Raw genomic sequence first — 20,091 nt, forward strand, 5'->3', positions numbered from 1 at the left:
GCTACTATAGTGACATCACCAACAAGTAACTGCACAGATAACTGCTAAGCAGCTATCGCCTAAGCTTACTTATGGTGAGTACTGAAGGAAGGAGAGATTCCCAAAGAAACCATGAACCAGGGACAAGCTATTCAGGCAAGACTCATCTTGCAGTCGAAGGAGCGTGATTCCGTTGAAGCAGGTTAGCGAAGCGTACAATTACGGTTGACACAGTAGGGAAAACGTCCGTGAAAACGTTTTTCGTGTAATCGTGTACGTGGGGAACTCATCCCATATGCAGGACATGGGGCAATACTCCTTATCAGGAGCGAACGGGAAATACCGAAATTGAATGAACAATAACCATGTCAGGGATATGGATTGTGGCTGGAGGAAATGATCGAATTGAATAATGGATTGAACACATAAATCCCCGTTACCTAGGTTGATAAGGTAGTCGGGGATTTATGCGTGTATGCTAATAAAAGCTGTCAGGTTGCAGTTAATATAGGTAAGACCGATTCACGGAATACATCTGCAGCGCGTTTCTGCTTGCCGCGATGATCCTGGGTCAGGACAACGACGGTTTCCTGCTTCGGCAGAACATAAATAAACTGCCCGCCGTATCCCCGGGCGTAATAATATTGAAGTTCTGTTTTCGCAGCAGCATCTCCGGAGTGAGTATAGCTGTCCGTCCACCAATGCCAGGCGTACCCGCCGCGGCGGGGAGCTTCGGCCAGGATAGCGGTTTGTGTGGAACGGTCAACCAGCTCTGGAGCAATCAGCTGCCGGCTCTCCCATTGACCGCGCTGCAGATAGAGCTGGCCGAACCTCAGCAGATGAACCGGGCGCAGACGCAGCCCGAAGCCGCCGGTATGAATACCCTGCGGGTCCTGCTCCCACTCATACTGTTCAAAGCCCAGCGGTCCAAACAGTTCTGACTCCGCAAACCGGGCAACCGGCAACCCTGTGCCTTCTGCCAGCAAAGCCGCCAGGAGCTGGGAAACACCGGAATTGTACTCCATATGCTCACCGGGATTGTGGGACAGCGGCTGCTCCAGCACAAAATCTATCCAGTTCTCTGAGCGCGTCATGCGGGGAAAGGAATTCCGGCCGCCAAACTCCGTCCAGTTAAAGCCCGCTGACATGGTTAGCAGATGCTCCAGTGTTATTGCAGCTTTGCGCGGGTCCCGGTCCTGCCGGAGCCGGGGATAAAATTCCGCCAGGAGTGTTTCCGGCTGCGGCAGCAGTCCTTTTTGCATTGCGATGCAGACGAGAGCAGACAGGATACTTTTGGTACAGGAGTTGATTTTGGCGAGTTCACCGGCTGTGCCGGTTTCTCTATAATGTTCAAAGACAAGACGGGCTTCGGAGCTAATTAGACAGCTGCGCAACTGGTAGGGTGCGAGCGCTGCGGAAAGTTTGGATGTATCCATTTCATAAGTTCCTTTCTTATGCTGCCGGATGGCGTAATCCATTATTATATTTGTACATTGCTGTTAACAGTGTACCAGCCTTATTGCAAAAAACGAAATGAGAGGAGAATGGTTGGGGGCTATTAACACAAGGGGTCTATTTTCACGAAAAATAAATAGTTAATAGACACAAATTTGTGAAAAAGTTCACGTAATAATTATCAAATTTTAATATATAATATGGTTATCAAAAAGAAATTTAATAAAATTAATTGGGGGAATTGAGATGAAATTTGTAAAAAGCTTATTGGTTGCCGGGGTTGCCGCTGCGTTATTGACAGGTTGCGGTTCGAATAGTGATAATGCGGGTAATGAAGCTGCTGCCACTGCAACTGCAGCTGCCCAGACCGATGCGGTATCGACTGCTTCCATCGTGAAAGAACAGGATCCGTTCCTGAAAGCAGTTAGTGCAGAAGGTAACTGGATCGTTGCGATCCTGAATGATCTGACTGTAGATCAGGATGTTGTTGTAGCCGGAGAATTCCATGATAAAGGCGCTGCCGAAAATGCAATCTACCGTAAGCTCGCCCTGTACGCACAGGATGCTGATCATAATGTAACTGCTACTTATACGCTGACTGCACCAAAGGTGACTGTACAAAGCGAGAACTTCAGAGTGCAAGGCGGTACAATTAAAGGTGACGTATATGTAGAAGCTAACGGCTTCAACCTTTATAAAGATGCTACCATCGACGGTAACCTGTACTTTGCAAGTGCTGATGTACAAGCCACTGCAGTGATGGAAGGCAAAGTGACTGGAACCACTGAAGTTAAATAATAAATTTGCACTGCGGATGATACAATAAATGAGGTCTGTAGGCTAACCCGGAAAAAGGGTTGGTTTGCAGGCTTTTTTCTGTTTATATAGAAATATGTGGGAATGAGTCTGTGAAGGGGGAATTGTTATGCTGGGACGATGGGTGCCGCTGCTCATTTGTTCATTATTTTTAATAATCCCTGGGCTGCAGCAATCTTAAAGCTAGTGAGGTGTCCAGTATCCGGATTGAGTGCGTGGATATATGCAACAGCGAAGATTTACAGGCAGAGCCTTTTACCGAAAAGACCTTTACGGAACCGGAGGCGATTCGGGCTTTTGTAAATGCGGTCAATAAGGCAAGCAGGATAAAGGGAGAACTGGATTATGGTGTGACGTTCAGAATGTATGCAGCTTATAAAAGCGGCGGTGAAAAAGTCTACAGCCTCAACATCTCTGATTCAAAAGAGGAGGGGATACGGGGTCTGCTGGTGGAATCTAAAGATAGCGGAAAAGGCTACTCGATTCCTCCTAAAAATCATGAGGAGCTGCGGAAGCTTATTTATGGGGAGTAATTTTGAACGAAGGACAGGTAAGCAAGCTTACAGAAGAAAAGGGGCTGCGACGGCATTGCTAAATCTGCTTGAAAAAGAGTTAAGCCGCCGCAGCGTGGTTGACGTAAGGATTCTGACAGGCAGTACTAATCATTCGGCTCAGCGAACCTATGAAAATAAAGGTTATTCGATAGACAATGAGGCAGTGCTAACCAAGCAGTTTCTCTGATCAGAGCTTCACAGGATAGCTTCAGCCTCAGGTTCCTTGAATTGCAGCCGGTACAGCTCCGCGTATACTCCGTTGCTGGACAGCAGGCTGTCATGAGTGCCTTCCTCGGCGACAGCTCCCTTATCCAGCACGATGATCCGGGTGGCATTGCGTACAGTGGACAGCCGGTGGGCGATCACCAGCGTGGTACGGTTCTGCATAAGCCGGTCAAGGGACTGCTGAACAAGCTGCTCCGATTCATTATCCAGGGCGGAGGTCGCTTCATCCAGCAGCAGAAGCGGTGCATTCCGCAGAAAAGCCCGGGCAATGGCGATCCGCTGGCGCTGTCCTCCCGATAAGCCTGTTCCGTGTTCACCGATCAGGGTCTCATAGCCTGCGGGCAGCTTTTGAATAAAGTCATCTGCTCCGGCAAGTCTGGCCGCTTCCCGGATTTCTTCATCACTGACCACATCGCTGCTGAATGCAATATTGTCCCTAATAGTGCCGGAGAACAGGTAAGGGGACTGCGGCACATAAGTGATCCTGCTGCGCAGTTCCGCAAGCCCGCCGGATGCAGAATGGCCGTAAACGGAAACGTGTCCGGCATCGGGTCTGAGTAATCCGCAGCACATCCGCATAAGGGTTGTTTTGCCGGAGCCGCTTGGTCCGACCAGCGCAACCGTTTCGCTATGCCGGATATGCAGATTCAAATCTCTGAACAGCGGCGTCTGATCATTAGGTGCTGCGGAGTAGCTGTAGTATGCACCATGAATAGTTAATGCGGCAGATTCATCCGGAGCAGTCTCTGAGTGGAGGCTCCGGTGCCCATGCGGAATGTCATCCTCGGACGGTGCGTCAAGAACAGAGAATACACGGTCTGCCGCGCCAAGCGACTGCTGGACACCGCCCCAGGTCTGTGACATATGGACAAACGGCCATTGAACCCGCCCCATCAGAATGATAAAAGCAAGCACTTCCCCGGCAGAGGTTCCGCCCTTGATTGCCGAATAAGCAATGAAGCCTGCGCAGACGACCATCACCAGATTGTTGATAAAAGCGGCGCTGTTCCATAATAGTGTCGTTAAAAGCGCATGCCGCAGCAGCAGACGGTTCAGTCTCGTGCGCTCAGCCGCATATTTGTCCTGCAGCATCGTTTCCAGCGAAAAAGCCCGGACGATCTTCACACCCTGCAGGGTCTCCTGCAGAATGCCGCGCAGCTGGGCTTCAGCCTCATAAATCCGGGTGGACAGCTGCCGCAATTTGCGGTCAAAAAAGCGGCTGGAGAAAAAGACGACCGGCCCGGAGCCAAGCGCGAGTAATGCGAGCCACACATCCATGGAAGCCAGGTAGAGAAAAGAAACAAAGCAGAGCAGAAGATTGTAGCTCAAATCGTAGATAATGCTGCTGACTGTGCCCATCGCGGCTTCTGCATCCTTGGTGTTGCGTGAGGTAAGGTCGCCGGAATGCATGGACTGAATCTGCCGGAACGGCAGGCGGTGCGTCTTGTTAAACAGCGCTGCCCTCAGATCCCAGGACATCCTGCTCTGAACGACGAACCGGTAATAATGCTGAAGCATCAGACAAAGAATGATCACGACACAGGCAGATGCGACGATAACGCTCAGCCGGAGAAGTGAATCCATATCTGCGCTGTTAATGGTGTCAATGAACAGCTGCTGGATGGCTGCCAAACCGATGTCCATCACCAGTCTGGCAGCAAGCAGCAGGGTAGCCAGCAGCAAGCCTAATCGGTAAGGCGAGGCATAAGGCAGCAGCCGGCCCAGAACGGTGCGAAGCGGTAACTTTCCGGCTTCTCTGGTCGTCATATCTGATTCTCCTCCGGCACAAGCGCATGATCCGACCGGTGGACGGACTGCACCATATTGTAATATTTGCCCTCCATTGCCATCAGCTCCGGATGGGTTCCTTCCTCAACAACCGATCCCGCCTCCATAAAATAGATCGTGTCGGCATTACGGATCGTTGACAGCCTGTGGGCAATCACTACGGTTGTCCGGCCCTGCATCAGCTGTTGCAGCGCCTGCTGGACAACCTCTTCACTGTGGCTGTCAAGCGCAGCCGTCGGTTCATCCAGCAGCAGCAGCTCCGGCCCGCGGACAAAGGCCCTGGCAATGGATAGCCGCTGCCGCTCCCCGCCGGACAGGGTGATCCCCCGTTCACCGATGGCCGTCTCATACTGCTGCGGAGTACTCATAATGAACTCATGAATACCTGCGTCCCGCGCAGCTTGTATAACCTCCTCTTTGGCAGCACCGGCTCTGCCCCAGGCAATATTCTCATACAGGGTGCCTGAGAAAAGATAGGGCTCCTGTGATACGTAAGCAAGACTGCTGCGCCAGACCTGCGGCGAAAGGGTTCCTAGCTGCTGTGACCCGCAGCAGATGGTGCCGTTGTCGGGCTCGTATTCTGCCAGCAGCAGGCGGAGCAGGGTGCTCTTTCCGCTTCCGCTCGGACCGGCTAAAGCGGTCACTTTGCCCGGCTCAATAACCAGCTGCACCTGCTGCAGGACCGGATTGCCGCTGTAGCTGAAGCTTACATTATTAAAGGAAATGGGCAGTCCTTTGAGACTTGCTGTTACAATGTCTTGCTGTTGTCCGGGCGTCTGCTTCTGTACGCCTTGCTCCTGCCCGGGCTGTTCATTTTGCAGCTCGAACAGTTCAAAGATACGGCTGCCCTGAGCCAGGGAGGTTTGCAGCTGTGCCCAGAGATTGGAGAGCCTGGAGACTGGATTTGTAATCTGCTCGAAGCTGATCAGAAAGGCCGCCACCGCCCCCACATCAAGCCGTCCGCCAATGACGAGGTATCCTCCGTAAGTAAGCAGATACAGCAGACCGCCTAAGATAACGGTAAAGTTCATATTATAGCCAACCGCTTCTGCACGGGAGAGCGGAACATGGAACTTGAAGTAGTGCTGTACCCGCTCCATGAATTGCTGCTGCAGCCGTGAGGCCAGCGAGAAGGCGCGGACGACTTCTGCGCCCTGTACGGTGTCCTGAATCAGCACTTGCTGGGCGGCTTCCACTTCCTGTCTTTTCCGGTACAGGCTGCGGATTCGTGAGGTGAAAGGCAGCATCACCAGCGGCAGCAGGGCGCAAATCAGCAGTATGCCCATGGTGAGCGTGAAATGAAGGGACATCAGATACGTAAGCAGAAAGAGGATCTGCAGCAGGCTGCTGAACAGCTCGACCGTCTTCAGGTTAATGCCTTGCTGTGCCGCAGGTGCGGAATCGTGAATACGGCTGATAAGATCGGCGGAATGGTAGCGGTCCAGCTCCTTCATCTTCACCTTCAGCAATTTGTCCAGCAGGGTCAGCTGCAGCCGGGAAGTGGATTTATACTCAAGCACTGCGGATAAATAACTTTTTAGAAAATTAAAGACAACATCAACAAGTACGATAGCTAAAGCGAATACAGCGCCGGAAGCCAGACTGGATAGGTTATGCTCCGTGGCTGCATTAATGATCCGCCGCAATGCTTCGGCTAAGCCTACAGAGGTTAGTGATATAACGGCAGCAGCCAGACAAAGTGCAATGTACCAGCCGATATATGGCCTGCCGAGCTTCACTAAACGGATGAATGTGCCGGAAGCTTCTGATCTCTTCAATGGAGACCCTCCCTGTTATCAGATGTAACCCTTATTGCAGAATGCTGCCTGGTTAGCTCTAATCCAACATGACTTTTGCGGTCAAGGCCAGCAGCTCCCGTAACCGCTCAACATTCAGATGATAATACATCCGGTGGTCCTCCCTTTTCACACTGATCAGATCCAGGAAAAACAGGAAGTTGGAATGATAATTCACCGCCGCAGGTGTGATACCGAGCGCGGAAGCGATCTCCTGCCCGTAATGCGGCCGCTCCTTCAGCAGCAGTACGAAATCAAGCCGCCGTTTATCAGAAAAGGCTTTGAGGAACAGCTCAGTCTGTTCACGGTCGGCAGCCGGTCCGAATACCCGCTCATTATGGATACCAAAGATAACCCAGCCTACATTGCCTGCCGCAGTAGTGAAATTCAGGAAATGATTACCGACCTGCGATGCCTGGCTTACGTGAAAAGCAGCGGGGAAAGAGATGAAAATTTCAGGCTCGTTTTTGTGAATTTCACGGATAAACTGCTCAGGCTTGGCGGCGAATAGCGTCTCATAATGAGCTGAGGCCTGTTCAGAACGTTCCTTTAACGGTTCTTTCCAGCGGATAAAGACATCCTTGTAAAACTGGCTGAGAAGCTGCATATACCTAAGCTTGCATTCCTCCGGATGGGCAAGGCATTCCAGCAGCGGCTCCTGCGTATGAATGACCTCCTGATGAGGCGGTGTATCCCTGACTAATGCGGCCAGCAGGCTGAGATTGCCTTTTGATGCTTCCCAATCTCTTCCTTGCAGCAGCTCCTCCAGCTTATCGTGATAAACCCCGAATACCATCTCTGTCAGCATCCATTCCGCCGGTACGGCCTCCAGTGATCTAATCCAGTCATCCGCTGACTGCGGCTCGGGATTGCTGCAGATGGACACATAGAAACCAAAGTCCAGCGTTTTATGGAGAAAATTGTGGCCGAAGAAAAACTGCAGCTCACGGAAAGTATGCGGTGACAGCCGGGCCTTGGTATCCTCGTAGAAGGAGTCAGCCATGGGGTCCATTTCAATCTTGTAATCCTGGGCCATCGCATACATCTGCTCCCCGCAAGCGGCCATGCCCATCGCGACAATCAATTCCAAAGCCTCGTTATAGGTGAAGCGGATATTTTGCCGGAGTTGTTCGTTAAGAGTGGGTTTCATCTGGACCTCCATTATAAATTTAATAAAAACTAAATATTTGGTTCGAAATCATAATATTAAGTTATCACTTAATGTTAAAATAACCCATACCTGAAAAAGCGCATAGGATAAAAATCACTTCATATTTTTTTATACAGCGGTTTCTTTGCGGGGACCGGGAAAGGTTAGCGACCGTTTTTTGCCAGTTTATAGTATAATGTTCGGAGCAGGAAGGTCAGGGGGAAGTAGTGGACAGTTTGATCAGGAGGAGATGTACATGAACAATCCAATAGTACGGACAGCCAGAGCTTCCGCAGAAAAAAGGCAGCTTATAGGGATAAGTATAAATGTAGCGTTGTGGATTTTTATTTTGTCTACCGGAAATTTTCTGAATATTTATATAACATCGGCTATTCTTGCCCTGCTTGCTGTTGTTGAGATTATATTGATATACCGTGCTTTTGCAGCCAGAAGATCCTTTGATATCCTTATTAATGAGGAAAATATTGTTATTGACAACCGCCAGATCCCGGCAGACCATATCAAGACTGTTTTTGTAAAAGGCTACTTTACGCCTGTCATCGGCATCAGACCTAAGGGGAAGGTGCTGGTTCCGTATAAAAATTGCTTTCGTTTTAAAAGTGATAATGATGTAAAAATAATGACAGAGTGGGCGGAGCAGAGGCGGATTAAGGTAGCCCATAAAAATTTTAGCCGCTGGCTGTAAGAAACGGAGTGCCCGAGATGTTCAAAATCATGCTGATCGAAGACGATGTTACGCTATTCACCGAAATTAAGGAACGTTTATCCCAGTGGTCGTATGAAGTGTACGGTGTCACCGATTTTGCCAAGGTGCTGCAGGAGTTCACGGCGGTTCAGCCGGAGCTGGTCATCATTGATATCCAGCTGCCGCTGTTCGACGGGTTCCACTGGTGCCGGATGATCCGGGCACATTCCAATGTGCCGATTATCTTCCTGTCCTCGCGTGATCATCCGAGTGATATGGTAATGTCGATGCAGCTGGGGGCCGATGATTTTATGCAAAAGCCGTTCCATTTCGATGTGCTGATCGCCAAAATCCAGGCTACGCTCCGGCGGGTGTATAACTACAGCACAGAACGGACAGAGCTGAGAACATGGCGCGGCGCCACGATTGAATATGTGAAGAATACCGTAACCAACAGCCAGGGTGCAGCACTGCTGACCAAAAACGAAATGTTCATCCTCAAAATTCTGGTTGAGCACAAGGACCGGATTGTGGACCGTGAAGAGCTGATCAAGAATCTGTGGGATAATGAGCATTTTGTTAGCGACAATACCTTGACTGTGAATGTGAACCGGCTGCGTAAAAAGCTGGAGCCGCTCGGGCTGGACGCTTTTATCGAAACCAGGGTCGGACAGGGGTATATGGCTACCGAAGAGGCGGCCTTATGATTACCAAATACATAGCTGAAAAAAGAAGCTGGCTCTGCCTCCTGGCTGGAATGCAGATGCTGATTCTGTTCGTGGCTTTTGTCGATGCGTCGATCCCGTTCCTGCCGGTGCTGTACATTGTGCTGTTGAATGTGCTCGTCTGCACACTGTTTGTGTTCTTCCGGTATCAGAAGGAGACCCGGTTCTACAGGACGATGGAGGCCTGGGATCAGGTGTACGATCTGGAGGCGTTCCGGGAGGCGGACAGTCCGTTTGAGCACATCGTACAGGATGCGGTAACCCTCCAGACCGAGCGCTACCGGCGGGAATCTGCGGTGAACTTCCGGCTGCTGGAGGAGGAAAAGGACGATCTGCTGGCCTGGATTCATGAGGTGAAGACGCCGCTTACGGCAATGCAGCTGATGATCGAGCGCCTGCCGGATGAAACATTGCAGAACCAGATGATGTACGAATGGCTGCGGATTCACCATCTGCTCGACCAGCAGCTGCACCAGAAGCGGATTCCGTTTATGCAGAACGATCTTTTCATTGAGCATACAGCGCTTGAGCCGATTCTGAATAAAGAGATCCGGGGACTGAGAACCTGGTGTATCCCGAAGGGCATCGGATTTGACGTAGAGCTGGAAGCGGAAGAGGTGCTCACAGACGGCAAGTGGCTTGGTTTTATGCTCCGTCAGCTGCTGACCAACGCTGTGAAGTATAGTGAAGCTTCGGATATTGTAATACAGAGCCGGGAGCAGGACGGGCATGTGGTGCTGATGATCAAAGACGAGGGTAAGGGAATTAGTCCCAAGGACCTGCCGCGTATTTTTGATAAAGGGTTTACCTCAGTGCTCGGCCGTCAGGAGGGCGCAGCCACCGGCATGGGCCTGTACCTGACGAAGCAGGTGGCCGGGCCGCTGCTGATCAGCCTTGGCGTGGAATCCGAGCCCGGAAAAGGTACAGCCTTCACGCTGACCTTTCCGCGGGAGAATGATTTTGTGAAGACAGGCGGGTCAGCCTGAACGGAGGCCGCATTCACGGAGTTCATTCAGCTCCGCCGCAGACATTAAGCCGCACAGATACAAGTTCAGATATTCCTCAGACACGCTCTGGTTAAAAATCAGCAGATCGTCAGTATTGATGGTCACCGGAACGCCGGCATCATAAAGTGTTCTGACCGGATGGCTGGCGTAATCCCGGGCACGGCCGAGCATAACATTGCTGGTCGGGCATACGTTCAGCCGGATGTGATGATCTGCCAGCCATTTCATAATCTGCGGGGAGGCTGCTGCGGCGATGCCGTGGTGCACCTCCTGAAGCTCCAGCTCTACGGCTGCTTCCAGCACATTGTCGGCAGTGCCGAATTCGCCGGTATGCGCTTTGAGCACCAGTCCCGCAGACTTGGCTTTACGGTAGATGGAGCGGAAATTCGAGATCGGCTGCGCCAGTTCGGGGCCGCAAATATCAATGGAGCGGAACCATTGATAGGCAAAAATGTCATCCAGGCGTGCGCGAACGGCATCCGTATTGCAGGCCCAATCCAGAGCAAGCTCCGGCAGGAACGCAGTCTGTGGCGCATAACGCTGACGGAGGCTGTCCATAATGCGGATAAAGGACTCCATGCCGCAGAGCGAATCAATCTCATCAATCCCGAAGCTTAGCGCCAGCAGCTCAATTCCGTCGTCTGCAGCCTGGACAAAAGCGGCTTCGATTCGTTTAAGATAGCCTTCCATTCCGGGGCAATGGCTTTTGACGCTGCGCACGAACCATTCCTGCATTTCACCGAGTGAGGCAAAGGTTCCGGAATGAGGCTGGATGGTGATGTTAGCCCAGGCCTCTATGTACTTTAAATTCCCGCCTCTTCCGGCGTGATTGTGCAGATCGCTTTTTGGGACTTTGCGCAGATCATCCAGCGAGCGGTTCTCCAGGGCAGCGATAAAGTGCTGTTTCATGGCATCCTCCTGACAGACAAATGGGATACAGGGAAAATATGGGTCTTGTCTCGCACTCTGAATATAGCACACCGGCTGACGCCGTACCAGATAACGGGCGTGTGACAATAATGTCACATGCCCGTTCATATTGTTAGGTGAAACGCAGGAACATAAGCCCCGGCCCCGGTATGATTGAGGTACAGAAAAGGAGTGGTTGCGAAATGGTCATTTTACAAGCCAATAAAATTTACAAAACCTACGGAAATAAATTTAACAAGCAGGAAGTACTGAAGGGAATCGACCTGCAGGTGGACAAAGGCGAGTTCGTCGGTATTATGGGCGCGTCCGGTTCAGGCAAAACCACCCTGCTGAATGTGCTGTCCTCCATCGACCGGGTCAGCCAGGGGACAATTGAAATTGAGGGCAAGGAATTTACCGGAATGAAGGAGAAGCAGCTGGCGGAATTCCGCAAGCATCATCTGGGGTTTATTTTTCAGGAGTACAACCTGCTTGATACATTGACCGTCAAAGAAAACGTGCTGCTGCCGCTCTCGATCACCGGAATCTCCAAGAAGGAAGCACACCAGCGGTTTGTGCAGGTAGCGGGGGAGCTTGGTATTGCCGAGCTGCAAAATAAATATCCGGCGGAAATTTCCGGCGGACAGAAGCAGCGGACCTCAGCTGCGCGGGCGTTTGTGCATGAGCCGAGTATTATTTTTGCCGATGAGCCGACCGGGGCGCTGGATTCCAAGTCCGCCTCTGACCTGCTGAACAAGCTGTCGGACATGAACCGGGGGCGTCAGGCGACCATTGTCATGGTTACACATGATCCGGTGGCAGCCAGCTATTGCAGCCGGGTGGTGTTTATCCGCGACGGTCAGATTTATACCCAGCTGAACAAGGGGGATGAACCGCGGCAGTCCTTCTTCAACGATATTATCAAAACCCAGGGCGTATTGGGCGGTGTCCAGTCATGAACCTGAATTATATTGTGTACCGCAATCTCAAAAAGAACATTAAAAACTATTACCTGTATGTCTTTGCCCTTATATTCAGTGTGGCATTGTATTTCTCCTTCGTTACCCTGCAATTTGATCCTTCGATGGACGAGGTTGCCGGTTCGGTAAAAGGGGGCGCAGCCATCGGAACCTCTTCCGTTCTGCTGGTAGCTATTGTCGCGATCTTTCTTCTCTATGCGAACACGATTTTTATCAAGCGGCGCAGTCGGGAAATTGGATTGTTCCAGCTGATCGGACTGACCAAAGGCAAAATCTTCAGGCTGCTCAGCGCCGAGAACCTGATGCTCTATTTCGGGTCGATGGTTGCCGGAATAGCCGCCGGATTCGCAGTGTCGCGCCTGATTCTGATGATCCTGTTCAAAATCCTGGAGATCGACGCGATGGCTGAGCTGCGGTTCTCATCTGAGGCGCTGGTGCGGACGATCATTGTTTTTGCGGCGATCTATGTGCTGATTATGCTGATGAACTATACGTTTATCAAAGGCCAGAGCATCCTGTCCCTGTTTAAAGTAAATGCAACCACACAGACTCAGATCCGCAAAATGCCGCTGTGGGAGATTGTTCTCGGACTCCTTGGCATCGCTTTTGTCGGGGGAGGCTATTACATTTCAACCCAGCTGTTCAGCGGCAAATATACAGAAATGTCCGAGCTGATGACAGCGATGATTACGATTCTGGCCCTGGTCATTATTGGAACCTATCTGTTCTATAAAGGGTCTGTCAGCTTCCTGTTCAATGCCATCCGCAAGAGCAAACAAGGCTACCTGTCGATAAATGAAGTGCTCTCTTTGTCCTCGATCATGTTCCGGATGAAGTCGAATGCATTGCTGCTGACGATTATCACTACCGTTTCGGCACTGGCTATCGGATTGCTGTCCCTCAGCTATATCTCTTATTATTCTGCGGAGGCTACGGCTAAAGAGAGCTCACCGGATGATTTCGGGTTTGCCCGTGTGGAGGCGAAGGAGAAGTTTGTTCAGGCGCTGGAGGCGCAGAATATTAAATACAAAGAGATTTACATGAAGCCTATCATGATGGAAGTGGATGCCAGCGGAATCATGGATAAGTCTGCTTTTAAATCCCCGGATGACCGTCTCCTTCTAACTGCTGTACTCAGCGAAAAGGATATTAAGGGTATGGATTTGCAGCCGGGAGAAACGACGATTGTCGGTTACGGAGGTGCGCTGCAGCGGTTCATGTCGCTCAGTGATACGGGTGAAGTGGAATTTGATACAATAAACGGACCTGTCCGCCTGCAGGTTAACGGCAGCTCTTCTGAATCTGTTTTGCCCTATTACTACGGCGGCGGCGGTGCTATTTTTGTAGTGGACGAGAGCATATATGAGGAATTTGTTAAGGCCCGGAATCCAAAGGTGCAAAGAGGAGAAGGGAAAAGCGATTATTACGGAATCAACCTGGCCGACCGTTCACAGCGGGCTGAGGCCCATGAGATTTTCATGGAACTGAAGCCGGAATACCCGAGCTTTTCCCAATATGAATACGAGCTGAACCAGCGGAGCAATATGGGCCTGATCATGTTCATTGTCGGCTTTCTCGGCCTGACCTTCCTGATTACCTCAGGCTGTATTCTGTACTTTAAGCAGATGGATGAGGGTGAGGAGGAAAAGGGAGGATACACCATTCTGCGCAAGCTGGGCTTTACCCAGGGCGATCTGCTGCGCGGCATCCAGTTCAAGCAGCTGTTCAACTTCGGCATCCCGCTCGTAATCGGCCTTAGCCACAGCTATTTTGCGGTCAAATCCGGCTGGTTCTTCTTCGGCACGGAAATGCTGACACCGATGATTCTGGTGATGGTGCTGTACACGGTGCTGTATTCGATTTTTGGCTTCCTGTCCGTGCTGTATTACAAGCGTGTGATCAGAGAGTCATTGTAGCCGATTCTGATGAAAAGAGGCAGCTCAGCCCGCTTCCTGCGGAAGCTGAGCTGCCTTTTTGTGCTGCGTATAGCAGAAATATCGTTGACAGTTTCCTGGATATTACATATCTTTACGAGATACGCCGACGATACTAAATCTTCAAGCGGTGCATAAGCAAGCAGTACATAGGAGGTACATCATATTATGATTGAGGACATTATTCAGCTGGGCCGGATCAAACTGAATGTCATGCATTCTATAAAGGAGGGCAGAGAGGCCGTGTTATTCCTCCATTTCAGCGGCGGTAATCTGCATATGTGGAACGGCATTCTCCCGCAGTTTGCAGAGCGGTACAGCATCATCGCGCCTGACTTCCGCGGGCATGGCAAATCGGATAAACCGCAGACCGGCTATCATATTGATGATATGGCACAGGATCTTTATCTGCTGCTCCGGGAGCTGCAGGTGGGGCGTTGTCATGTTGTCGGCAGCTCGATGGGGGCAGAGATCGGCCTAAGCCTGGCTGCCGCGCATCCGGAGCTGGTCCAGTCGCTGATTCTCGAAGGGGCGCTTAGCAATGAGTTCGGTGAGTACGGCTTGTTTAACGGAACAGCAGAGGAGATTGAGCAGAAGAAGAAGATTATGGAGGCTGAGCTGGCAGAACGGCAGGAACGTGTGTTTACGAGCAAGGCGGAATATGTCGCCGAGGAACGCACCGCGCTGGAACAAGAGGGCCTGTGGAATGAGCATTTCCAGCCGTTCTATGAGAACAGTCTGCAGCAGCTGGAAGACGGTAGATTTACCTACTGCTACCTGAACCGTGTGCGTACAGAATATATTCAGAAATTCTGGGATTTGAAGTTTGAAGCGTATTACCGGCAGGTTGAGTGCCCGGTGCTGTTTCTGCCGAGTGAAGCGGAGTGGGCCAATGAACGGGTCCGCAGCAGCCTAGATCACTTTGCGGGTCTGGTGAAGCAGGCTGAAATAGAGAGGATTGCTGATTCGATTCATGCTTATGTCTGGCTGCTGCAGCCGGCAGAAGCGGGACAAATGGTACTGCAGTTCATCAGCAGGCATTCTGTATCAGGTTAAAGGACAGGTACTGCTGCTGGAATGGTGGCCGGACAGAAACCGGGATTCGATTGGCACAGCTGCCCGGCATACGCCGGGTCCAGCTTGGCAAGCTCGGCGAAGTAGCTGCTGATGATATGGTTCAGGCCGACCGCCCCAAGCTGGAAGGTGAGTGTGACAAGCTCGGGAACATGGCTGTAATAGAATCTTTTATCGCGTTTAGGCAGCTTGTAGACGGTGGGCGGGACAAAGGTTACAGCGTCAAAAGTATTGGCAATACGGTAGCTGGTACGGATATAGGAGTTGAACGCTTTTTTGAAGGCAGGGTCCCCGACTCTCGGTGACCCATAGGTGTACAGTGCAGGTGATGTGAAGGCTGTATTGGCAGCTGCATCAACCGCACATAAGGTGGCAAGTGCTGCACCGAGGCTGTGGCCGGTGACGGTTAAGGGCTTGCCGGATGGCAGGGCGTGGAGCGCGGATATCAGCTCATTTCTGGCGGTGACGTAGATATCGGTGAATCCCCGGTGGGTCATGCAGTCCTGCTTAATATACTTGAAGCTGCGCTGCGAGGCGATCAGATCGGATATCCAGTCGGCCTGCTGGCTGGTGCCGCGGAAGGCAACGATAATCTCATCCGGTGATTCGAGAATAAAGCCGAACCGTTCGCGCCCGCTGCCGAAGGATTTGGCGTAGATTGTATGTCTCAGCGTATAATTCTGCGGGATCACAAATAAGCCGTCCGGATTATTCAATTGTACATATGTCTGACTGCATATAGCTGCCAGGAAAATCGCCCGCTGCTCAAACTCGCTATTGTTCCTCACCCGCATCCCGCCCTTCTTATACCAACTATGTATGTTGATATGGGCGGTATGGTGCCTGTATGTGCCTTATTGACTCTCACTGATTTTTGAGAACGTTCAGTAAAAATAATTCTTTACCGTACGTTCCCGTTATGCTAAACTGGGTTTAGATGAGGGAAAACGGGCGGTCAGCCTTTATTTTTTCGAATAATCTAGAATGATCGTTCCCGTATAAGGCATCATTCGCTGATCTGCGGGCCATATCAGCGATAAATCAAAAAAAGGAGTGTTAGAGATGGGAAAACTGGATGGAAAGGTAGCTTTGATTACCGGAGGAAACAGCGGAATCGGTCTGGCGGCAGCCCGGTTGTTCGTCAGTGAAGGCGCTAAGGTGGTTATAACCGGGCGAAATGCGGCCACGCTGGAAGCAGCCGTCCGAGAACTGGGCAATGAATCTGCGCTTGCGGTGCAGGCGGATGCGGCTGATCCGGACAGCTCAGCCAAGGCTGCAGCAGCTGCAGCTGAAAGGTTCGGCAGACTTGATATTGTTTATGCAAATGCGGGAATCAGCGGCTCAACTCCGCTTGGCAGCACGGAGCTGTCCGTGTTTGAAGAGGTGCTGAGAGTGAACGTGACAGGGGTATTTTTCACCGTACAAGCGGCACTGCCCTATCTGCAGCACGGCGCTTCAGTAATCCTGACCGGGTCCGTATTGGCAGGGGCAGGCAGACCAGGAGGCTCAGCCTATGCGGCTAGTAAAGGTGCAATCAGCAGTATGACCAAGGTACTGGCCGCCGAGCTGTCACCTAAGGGCATCCGGGTTAATAATGTCGTGCCGGGGGCTACCCGAACACCAATCTGGGGCCAGTATACACCTGAGGGCTGGGCTCAGCTGGAAGCCGGCATGTCACGCTCGATCCCGCTCAACCGGCTCGGAGAGCCGGAGGAGATCGCGAAGGTGGCCTTGTTCCTGGCGTCTGACGATTCTTCCTTTATTCAGGGTGCCGATATCAGCGCTGACGGGGGAGCGGGAGCAGCACCGCTGGGTGCACCCATTTACCGACAAGCTTAATAAAGGCTGTTTGGCACTATATTATATTTTTACTGCAAAGGGGCTATTACGATGAAAATATTCAGAAGTTTACTTGTTGCGGGTGCCGCAATAGCGCTGCTATCAGGCTGCGGAAATAATAATGCAGAGGACAGTACAGCGGGACCGGCAGCCCAGACGGATGCGGTAACCTCGGCGTCGATTGTCAATCAGGCTGATGCTTTTACTAAGGCGGTCAGTGCGGAAGGAAACTGGATTGTTGCAATCCTGAACGATCTGACCTTGGATCAGGATGTTGTGGTGGCCGGTGAATTCCATGACAAAGGTACAGCCGAAAATGCGATTTACCGCAAGCTTGCCCTCTACGCACAGGATGCCGATCATAAAATTACTGCTACATATACCCTTACTGCACCGAAGGTGACTGTACAAAGCGAGAATTTCAGAGTCCAGGGAGGTACTATCAAAGGTGATGTCTACGTAGAGGCTAACGGCTTCAATCTGTATAAGGATGCAACCATTGACGGTAATTTGTACTTCGCCAGTGAAGCTATAAAAGAGTCAGCTGCTGTTGATGGCAAGGTGACCGGAACAACGGGAATTAAGTAGGAGAATCCGGCCTTCTGGAAAACGGAGCAACAAGGAGCAAATTGCCGGCTGCTTAAGAGCGGAGCCTAAGAATACGCCTTCATTCAATGGGGGCTGGCATTCTTTGGCTTCTTTTGCCATTCGTGACATTTTACATTATACAGCCGCAGGCGTAAGATTCAATCAGCAACTGAATCTAATATAACTGTTCTCAAATGGCTGAATTCCGGTTAAGGGAACGGGGGAACCAACGGTGACTGCGGAATTGTTCTGATGCTGCTGCTCACCCGGGGTGAATCCTTGCTGCAGGTTGAACATCAACCGGGCAGGGTAGGGCTATCTCGCTGCCCGAATCCGTCAGCTAACCCCGTAAGCCTCGAAGAGAGAGGATGAGCGCCATGATCATTTAACCGACCACGGAAGCCCTGCCCTTCTGTGGTCTTTTTGCTGCGCATAAAGGCAGATACGTCGTCTGGATAAAAGTTTAATTCTTATAACAACGTCCTATAGTCAGTTATCTTTACTCGCCTGCAAGAAAGGAGGGGATTAACATCATAAGTGTATTTATTGTGTGCTTCTGGGCGGGGCTGGTGCTTATCGTCAGCAGCGGATTTCACGGTCACGGGCTGACGGGCCACAGGCATACGGGAGCCGGAGGTCACGGCTTTGTGCCCCTGCTGCCGCTGATTGTGTCTGTAACAGTCTGGGGCGGCACGGGTTATGTGCTTGTCCGGTTCAGCGGAATGAACCTGCCGTCGGCAATATTGATCTGCACCGTAATTGCCTTGCTGCCGGGCTGTCTGCTGTATGCTGTGCTGATCCGGATGATGACCCGGTATGACAGCAGTATGAATGAGTCGGATTATGATTTGGCGGGACAACTCGGATACATCAGTATTGCCGCAGAGGATGGAACGGCCGGGGAGATGAAATATGTGCTGCACGGGACCATGCGATCTATTGGTGTACGGGCCGAAGCCGGCCAGGAGCTTGCAAAGGGCGACAGGGTGATTATTTTGAAGGTGGTTAAAGGCATGGCGGAGGTAACTCTTTTTGAAAGGGAAACCGCACAATTATAAAATCGGGGAGTGTCGGAGCAGATGGTTATTCTCTATTTAACCGCGGGAATTGTGGCAGTGGTCCTGCTGGCTGTGTTCAGTATCGTTAACGCGTATAAGAAGGTCCCGCCCAACCAGGCGATGATTGTGTACGGTCTCGGCGGCAAAAGAGTGGTGCAGGGCGGGGGGACGTTCGTTATTCCCGGCTTTCAGAATAATAAGACCATCTCCATGATGCTGATGAGCTTTGATGTCATTCCGGCACAGGCGATGTTCTCCCGGCAGGGCATCAAGCTTAATCTGGAGGCCGTGGCCCAGATCAAGATCAAAAGCGACCCCACTGCCATCCTGACTGCCAGCGAGCAGTTTATTGACCGGCCGGAAGAAGACCGTGAGACGATAATCCTGCATTCGGTGGAAGGCCATCTGCGCGGTCTGATCGGTCAGCTGAGTGTAGAGTCCATCCTCAAGACACCGGACGAAATCAACAGCAAGATGCGGGAAACCTGCTCCGAGGATCTTGATAAAATGGGGCTTGAGGTGGTCAGCTTCACTATTAAGAAAATTACCGATGATAAAGGATATATCGACAATATGGGTGTGCCGGAAATCGAACGCATCCGCCGCGATGCCAGCATTGCCAAAGCAGAGGCTGAGCGCGACATCCAGATCAAGCAGGCCGAAGCCGAGAAGGAATCCTCCATCGCCAAAGCCAATGCGCATCAGGCTACCATTGAAGCTGAAACAGCTGCCCGTGCCAAGGAATCCCTGTTTGAAAAGGAGCTGAACATCAAGCAGGCGGATTTCAAGCTGGAAACAGAAGTGAAAAAAGCACAGGCGGACCTCGCCTACGAATTGCAGCAGAACAAAATCAGGCAGTCACTCGTTACAGAACAGGTCAAGATTACGCAAATGGAAGCAGAAGCCAACCGCACCGTCCGTGAAATCGAGGTGGGACTGAGACAGAAGGAGCTTGAGGCAACGGTGATCAAGCCTGCCGAGGCAGAGAACCAGGCTGTCATTATGAGAGCGGAAGCAGCCAAGCAGCGGCAGATTCTTGAAGCGGAGGCTGAAGCCGCCATGACGACCAAACGCGGGCTGGCAACGGCAGAAGCGGAGCTGGCAAAGGGGAAGGCGAATGCCGAAATCGTGCAGCTGGCCGGAGCAGCGGAGGCAGGGGCGCTTGAGAAAAAAGCCGAGGCGTATAAGCAGTTCACACAGGCCGCGCTTACGGTGGAATTCCTGAAGGTTCTGCCTGAGCTGGCTGAGCGAATCGCATCCCCGCTGGCGAAGGTGGATAAGATTACCGTCATTTCCCAGGATGGTGCCTCAGCCGGCGTGAACAAAATTACCGGCGATATTGCCAAAATGATGGCCCAGGTTCCTGAATTAACCCGCACTCTAACCGGCATGGACGTGACCGAGGCGCTCGGCGGATTGCTCGGCCGCAATCGCGAATCCGAATAATGATTTATAAACCAGCCCCATGCAGCAACGTAAAGGATGCGATGTGCGGGGCTGGTTTGTCT

General features: G+C 51.6%; 19 protein-coding genes and 1 riboswitch. Of the genes, 13 read left to right on the forward strand and 6 right to left on the reverse strand.

Annotated features, from left to right (window positions below; translation table 11 throughout):
* Window positions 1-470: 470 nt before the first annotated feature.
* Entirely contained in the window at window positions 471-1,415 is a 945-nt protein-coding gene (locus BLR64_RS11590) for a serine hydrolase domain-containing protein (RefSeq protein WP_090714371.1), read from the reverse strand.
* Window positions 1,416-1,680: 265 nt separating this feature from the next.
* Between BLR64_RS11590 and BLR64_RS11595 the strand changes: the two genes are divergently transcribed.
* From BLR64_RS11595 to BLR64_RS31230, 3 genes are all read left to right on the forward strand, one after another.
* Window positions 1,681-2,232: a polymer-forming cytoskeletal protein gene (locus tag BLR64_RS11595; protein WP_090714282.1), complete on the forward strand. Its 552-nt coding sequence runs from the start codon at window positions 1,681-1,683 to the stop codon at window positions 2,230-2,232.
* A 233-nt stretch (window positions 2,233-2,465) separates the two neighbouring features.
* Complete coding sequence (locus BLR64_RS30290; protein ID WP_090714284.1) at window positions 2,466-2,783, forward strand: hypothetical protein; 318 nt, start codon at window positions 2,466-2,468, stop codon at window positions 2,781-2,783.
* The gene (locus BLR64_RS31230; RefSeq protein WP_090714285.1) at window positions 2,773-2,991 is read left to right on the forward strand and encodes a GNAT family N-acetyltransferase; all 219 of its coding nucleotides are present in this window, start codon (window positions 2,773-2,775) and stop codon (window positions 2,989-2,991) included. The genes BLR64_RS30290 and BLR64_RS31230 overlap by 11 nt, the downstream gene beginning before the upstream one ends.
* A gap of 8 nt (window positions 2,992-2,999) precedes the next feature.
* On the opposite strand, the gene BLR64_RS11610 is transcribed toward BLR64_RS31230, so the two are convergent.
* From BLR64_RS11610 to BLR64_RS11620, 3 genes are read right to left on the reverse strand one after another with little or no spacing between them, the layout of a single operon-like run.
* Window positions 3,000-4,796, reverse strand: a complete 1,797-nt coding sequence (locus tag BLR64_RS11610; protein ID WP_090714286.1) for an ABC transporter ATP-binding protein — start codon at window positions 4,794-4,796, stop codon at window positions 3,000-3,002.
* Window positions 4,793-6,595: an ABC transporter ATP-binding protein gene (locus tag BLR64_RS11615; protein ID WP_090714288.1), complete on the reverse strand. Its 1,803-nt coding sequence runs from the start codon at window positions 6,593-6,595 to the stop codon at window positions 4,793-4,795. Before BLR64_RS11615 ends, BLR64_RS11610 begins: the two co-directional genes overlap by 4 nt.
* Before the next feature lie 58 nt (window positions 6,596-6,653).
* Window positions 6,654-7,763, reverse strand: coding sequence for an ArsR/SmtB family transcription factor (locus BLR64_RS11620; RefSeq protein WP_090714289.1), 1,110 nt, complete (start codon window positions 7,761-7,763; stop codon window positions 6,654-6,656).
* Between the two features lie 250 nt (window positions 7,764-8,013).
* Between BLR64_RS11620 and BLR64_RS11625 the strand changes: the two genes are divergently transcribed.
* From BLR64_RS11625 to BLR64_RS11635, 3 genes are read left to right on the forward strand one after another with little or no spacing between them, the layout of a single operon-like run.
* Complete coding sequence (locus BLR64_RS11625; protein ID WP_139171955.1) at window positions 8,014-8,469, forward strand: hypothetical protein; 456 nt, start codon at window positions 8,014-8,016, stop codon at window positions 8,467-8,469.
* 17 nt (window positions 8,470-8,486) lie between these two features.
* Complete coding sequence (locus tag BLR64_RS11630; RefSeq protein ID WP_090714293.1) at window positions 8,487-9,176, forward strand: response regulator transcription factor; 690 nt, start codon at window positions 8,487-8,489, stop codon at window positions 9,174-9,176.
* Window positions 9,173-10,180 carry a sensor histidine kinase gene (locus BLR64_RS11635; protein ID WP_090714295.1) on the forward strand — a complete coding sequence of 336 codons (1,008 nt, stop codon included), beginning with the start codon at window positions 9,173-9,175 and terminating at the stop codon, window positions 10,178-10,180. Before BLR64_RS11630 ends, BLR64_RS11635 begins: the two co-directional genes overlap by 4 nt.
* On the opposite strand, the gene BLR64_RS11640 is transcribed toward BLR64_RS11635, so the two are convergent.
* On the reverse strand, window positions 10,172-11,110 hold the full coding sequence (locus BLR64_RS11640; protein WP_090714297.1) for an amidohydrolase family protein: 939 nt from the start codon (window positions 11,108-11,110) through the stop codon (window positions 10,172-10,174). The genes BLR64_RS11635 and BLR64_RS11640 overlap by 9 nt on opposite strands.
* 203 nt (window positions 11,111-11,313) lie before the next feature.
* Here BLR64_RS11640 and BLR64_RS11645 point away from each other — a divergent pair, with 203 nt between their 5' ends.
* The 3 genes from BLR64_RS11645 (at window position 11,314) to BLR64_RS11655 (ending at window position 15,080) form a co-directional block, all read left to right on the forward strand.
* Complete coding sequence (locus BLR64_RS11645) at window positions 11,314-12,069, forward strand: ABC transporter ATP-binding protein (RefSeq protein ID WP_090714299.1); 756 nt, start codon at window positions 11,314-11,316, stop codon at window positions 12,067-12,069.
* Window positions 12,066-14,006, forward strand: a complete 1,941-nt coding sequence (locus tag BLR64_RS11650; protein ID WP_090714301.1) for an FtsX-like permease family protein — start codon at window positions 12,066-12,068, stop codon at window positions 14,004-14,006. Before BLR64_RS11645 ends, BLR64_RS11650 begins: the two co-directional genes overlap by 4 nt.
* A gap of 186 nt (window positions 14,007-14,192) precedes the next feature.
* Window positions 14,193-15,080 (forward strand): alpha/beta hydrolase, encoded by an 888-nt coding sequence (locus BLR64_RS11655; RefSeq protein WP_090714302.1) that lies wholly within the window; start codon window positions 14,193-14,195, stop codon window positions 15,078-15,080.
* Here the strand turns inward: BLR64_RS11655 and BLR64_RS11660 are convergent.
* Complete coding sequence (locus tag BLR64_RS11660) at window positions 15,077-15,892, reverse strand: lipase family protein (RefSeq protein ID WP_090714304.1); 816 nt, start codon at window positions 15,890-15,892, stop codon at window positions 15,077-15,079. The genes BLR64_RS11655 and BLR64_RS11660 overlap by 4 nt on opposite strands.
* 268 nt (window positions 15,893-16,160) lie before the next feature.
* Between BLR64_RS11660 and BLR64_RS11665 the strand changes: the two genes are divergently transcribed.
* The 4 genes from BLR64_RS11665 to BLR64_RS11680 all read left to right on the forward strand — a co-directional run bounded on the left by BLR64_RS11665 (window position 16,161) and on the right by BLR64_RS11680 (window position 20,029).
* Window positions 16,161-16,937 carry an SDR family NAD(P)-dependent oxidoreductase gene (locus BLR64_RS11665; RefSeq protein WP_090714305.1) on the forward strand — a complete coding sequence of 259 codons (777 nt, stop codon included), beginning with the start codon at window positions 16,161-16,163 and terminating at the stop codon, window positions 16,935-16,937.
* A gap of 51 nt (window positions 16,938-16,988) precedes the next feature.
* A complete protein-coding gene (locus BLR64_RS11670; RefSeq protein WP_090714307.1) occupies window positions 16,989-17,525 on the forward strand; it encodes a polymer-forming cytoskeletal protein in 537 nt (178 codons plus the stop codon).
* 186 nt (window positions 17,526-17,711) lie between these two features.
* Window positions 17,712-17,895: riboswitch (cyclic di-AMP (ydaO/yuaA leader) on the forward strand.
* Window positions 17,896-18,058: 163 nt separating this feature from the next.
* Entirely contained in the window at window positions 18,059-18,583 is a 525-nt protein-coding gene (locus BLR64_RS11675) for an NfeD family membrane protein (RefSeq protein ID WP_482194138.1), read from the forward strand.
* 21 nt (window positions 18,584-18,604) lie between these two features.
* A complete protein-coding gene (locus BLR64_RS11680) occupies window positions 18,605-20,029 on the forward strand; it encodes a flotillin family protein (protein WP_090714310.1) in 1,425 nt (474 codons plus the stop codon).
* The last annotated feature ends 62 nt before the right edge of the window (window positions 20,030-20,091 follow it).

This window comes from Paenibacillus typhae, assembly GCF_900099765.1.
GTDB classification, from domain to species: Bacteria; Bacillota; Bacilli; order Paenibacillales; family Paenibacillaceae; genus Paenibacillus_AQ; species Paenibacillus_AQ typhae.

What these genes read in the sequence shown, in the direction of transcription:
- BLR64_RS11590 (WP_090714371.1), bottom strand. Translation starts at nt 1,415, where the DNA reads ATGGATACATCCAAACTTTCCGCAGCGCTCGCACCCTACCAGTTGCGC.
- BLR64_RS11595 (WP_090714282.1), top strand. Translation starts at nt 1,681, where the DNA reads ATGAAATTTGTAAAAAGCTTATTGGTTGCCGGGGTTGCCGCTGCGTTA.
- BLR64_RS31230 (WP_090714285.1), top strand. Translation starts at nt 2,773, where the DNA reads ATGGGGAGTAATTTTGAACGAAGGACAGGTAAGCAAGCTTACAGAAGA.
- BLR64_RS11610 (WP_090714286.1), bottom strand. Translation starts at nt 4,796, where the DNA reads ATGACGACCAGAGAAGCCGGAAAGTTACCGCTTCGCACCGTTCTGGGC.
- BLR64_RS11620 (WP_090714289.1), bottom strand. Translation starts at nt 7,763, where the DNA reads ATGAAACCCACTCTTAACGAACAACTCCGGCAAAATATCCGCTTCACC.
- BLR64_RS11625 (WP_139171955.1), top strand. Translation starts at nt 8,014, where the DNA reads ATGTACATGAACAATCCAATAGTACGGACAGCCAGAGCTTCCGCAGAA.
- BLR64_RS11630 (WP_090714293.1), top strand. Translation starts at nt 8,487, where the DNA reads ATGTTCAAAATCATGCTGATCGAAGACGATGTTACGCTATTCACCGAA.
- BLR64_RS11635 (WP_090714295.1), top strand. Translation starts at nt 9,173, where the DNA reads ATGATTACCAAATACATAGCTGAAAAAAGAAGCTGGCTCTGCCTCCTG.
- BLR64_RS11640 (WP_090714297.1), bottom strand. Translation starts at nt 11,110, where the DNA reads ATGAAACAGCACTTTATCGCTGCCCTGGAGAACCGCTCGCTGGATGAT.
- BLR64_RS11645 (WP_090714299.1), top strand. Translation starts at nt 11,314, where the DNA reads ATGGTCATTTTACAAGCCAATAAAATTTACAAAACCTACGGAAATAAA.
- BLR64_RS11650 (WP_090714301.1), top strand. Translation starts at nt 12,066, where the DNA reads ATGAACCTGAATTATATTGTGTACCGCAATCTCAAAAAGAACATTAAA.
- BLR64_RS11655 (WP_090714302.1), top strand. Translation starts at nt 14,193, where the DNA reads ATGATTGAGGACATTATTCAGCTGGGCCGGATCAAACTGAATGTCATG.
- BLR64_RS11660 (WP_090714304.1), bottom strand. Translation starts at nt 15,892, where the DNA reads ATGCGGGTGAGGAACAATAGCGAGTTTGAGCAGCGGGCGATTTTCCTG.
- BLR64_RS11665 (WP_090714305.1), top strand. Translation starts at nt 16,161, where the DNA reads ATGGGAAAACTGGATGGAAAGGTAGCTTTGATTACCGGAGGAAACAGC.
- BLR64_RS11670 (WP_090714307.1), top strand. Translation starts at nt 16,989, where the DNA reads ATGAAAATATTCAGAAGTTTACTTGTTGCGGGTGCCGCAATAGCGCTG.
- BLR64_RS11680 (WP_090714310.1), top strand. Translation starts at nt 18,605, where the DNA reads ATGGTTATTCTCTATTTAACCGCGGGAATTGTGGCAGTGGTCCTGCTG.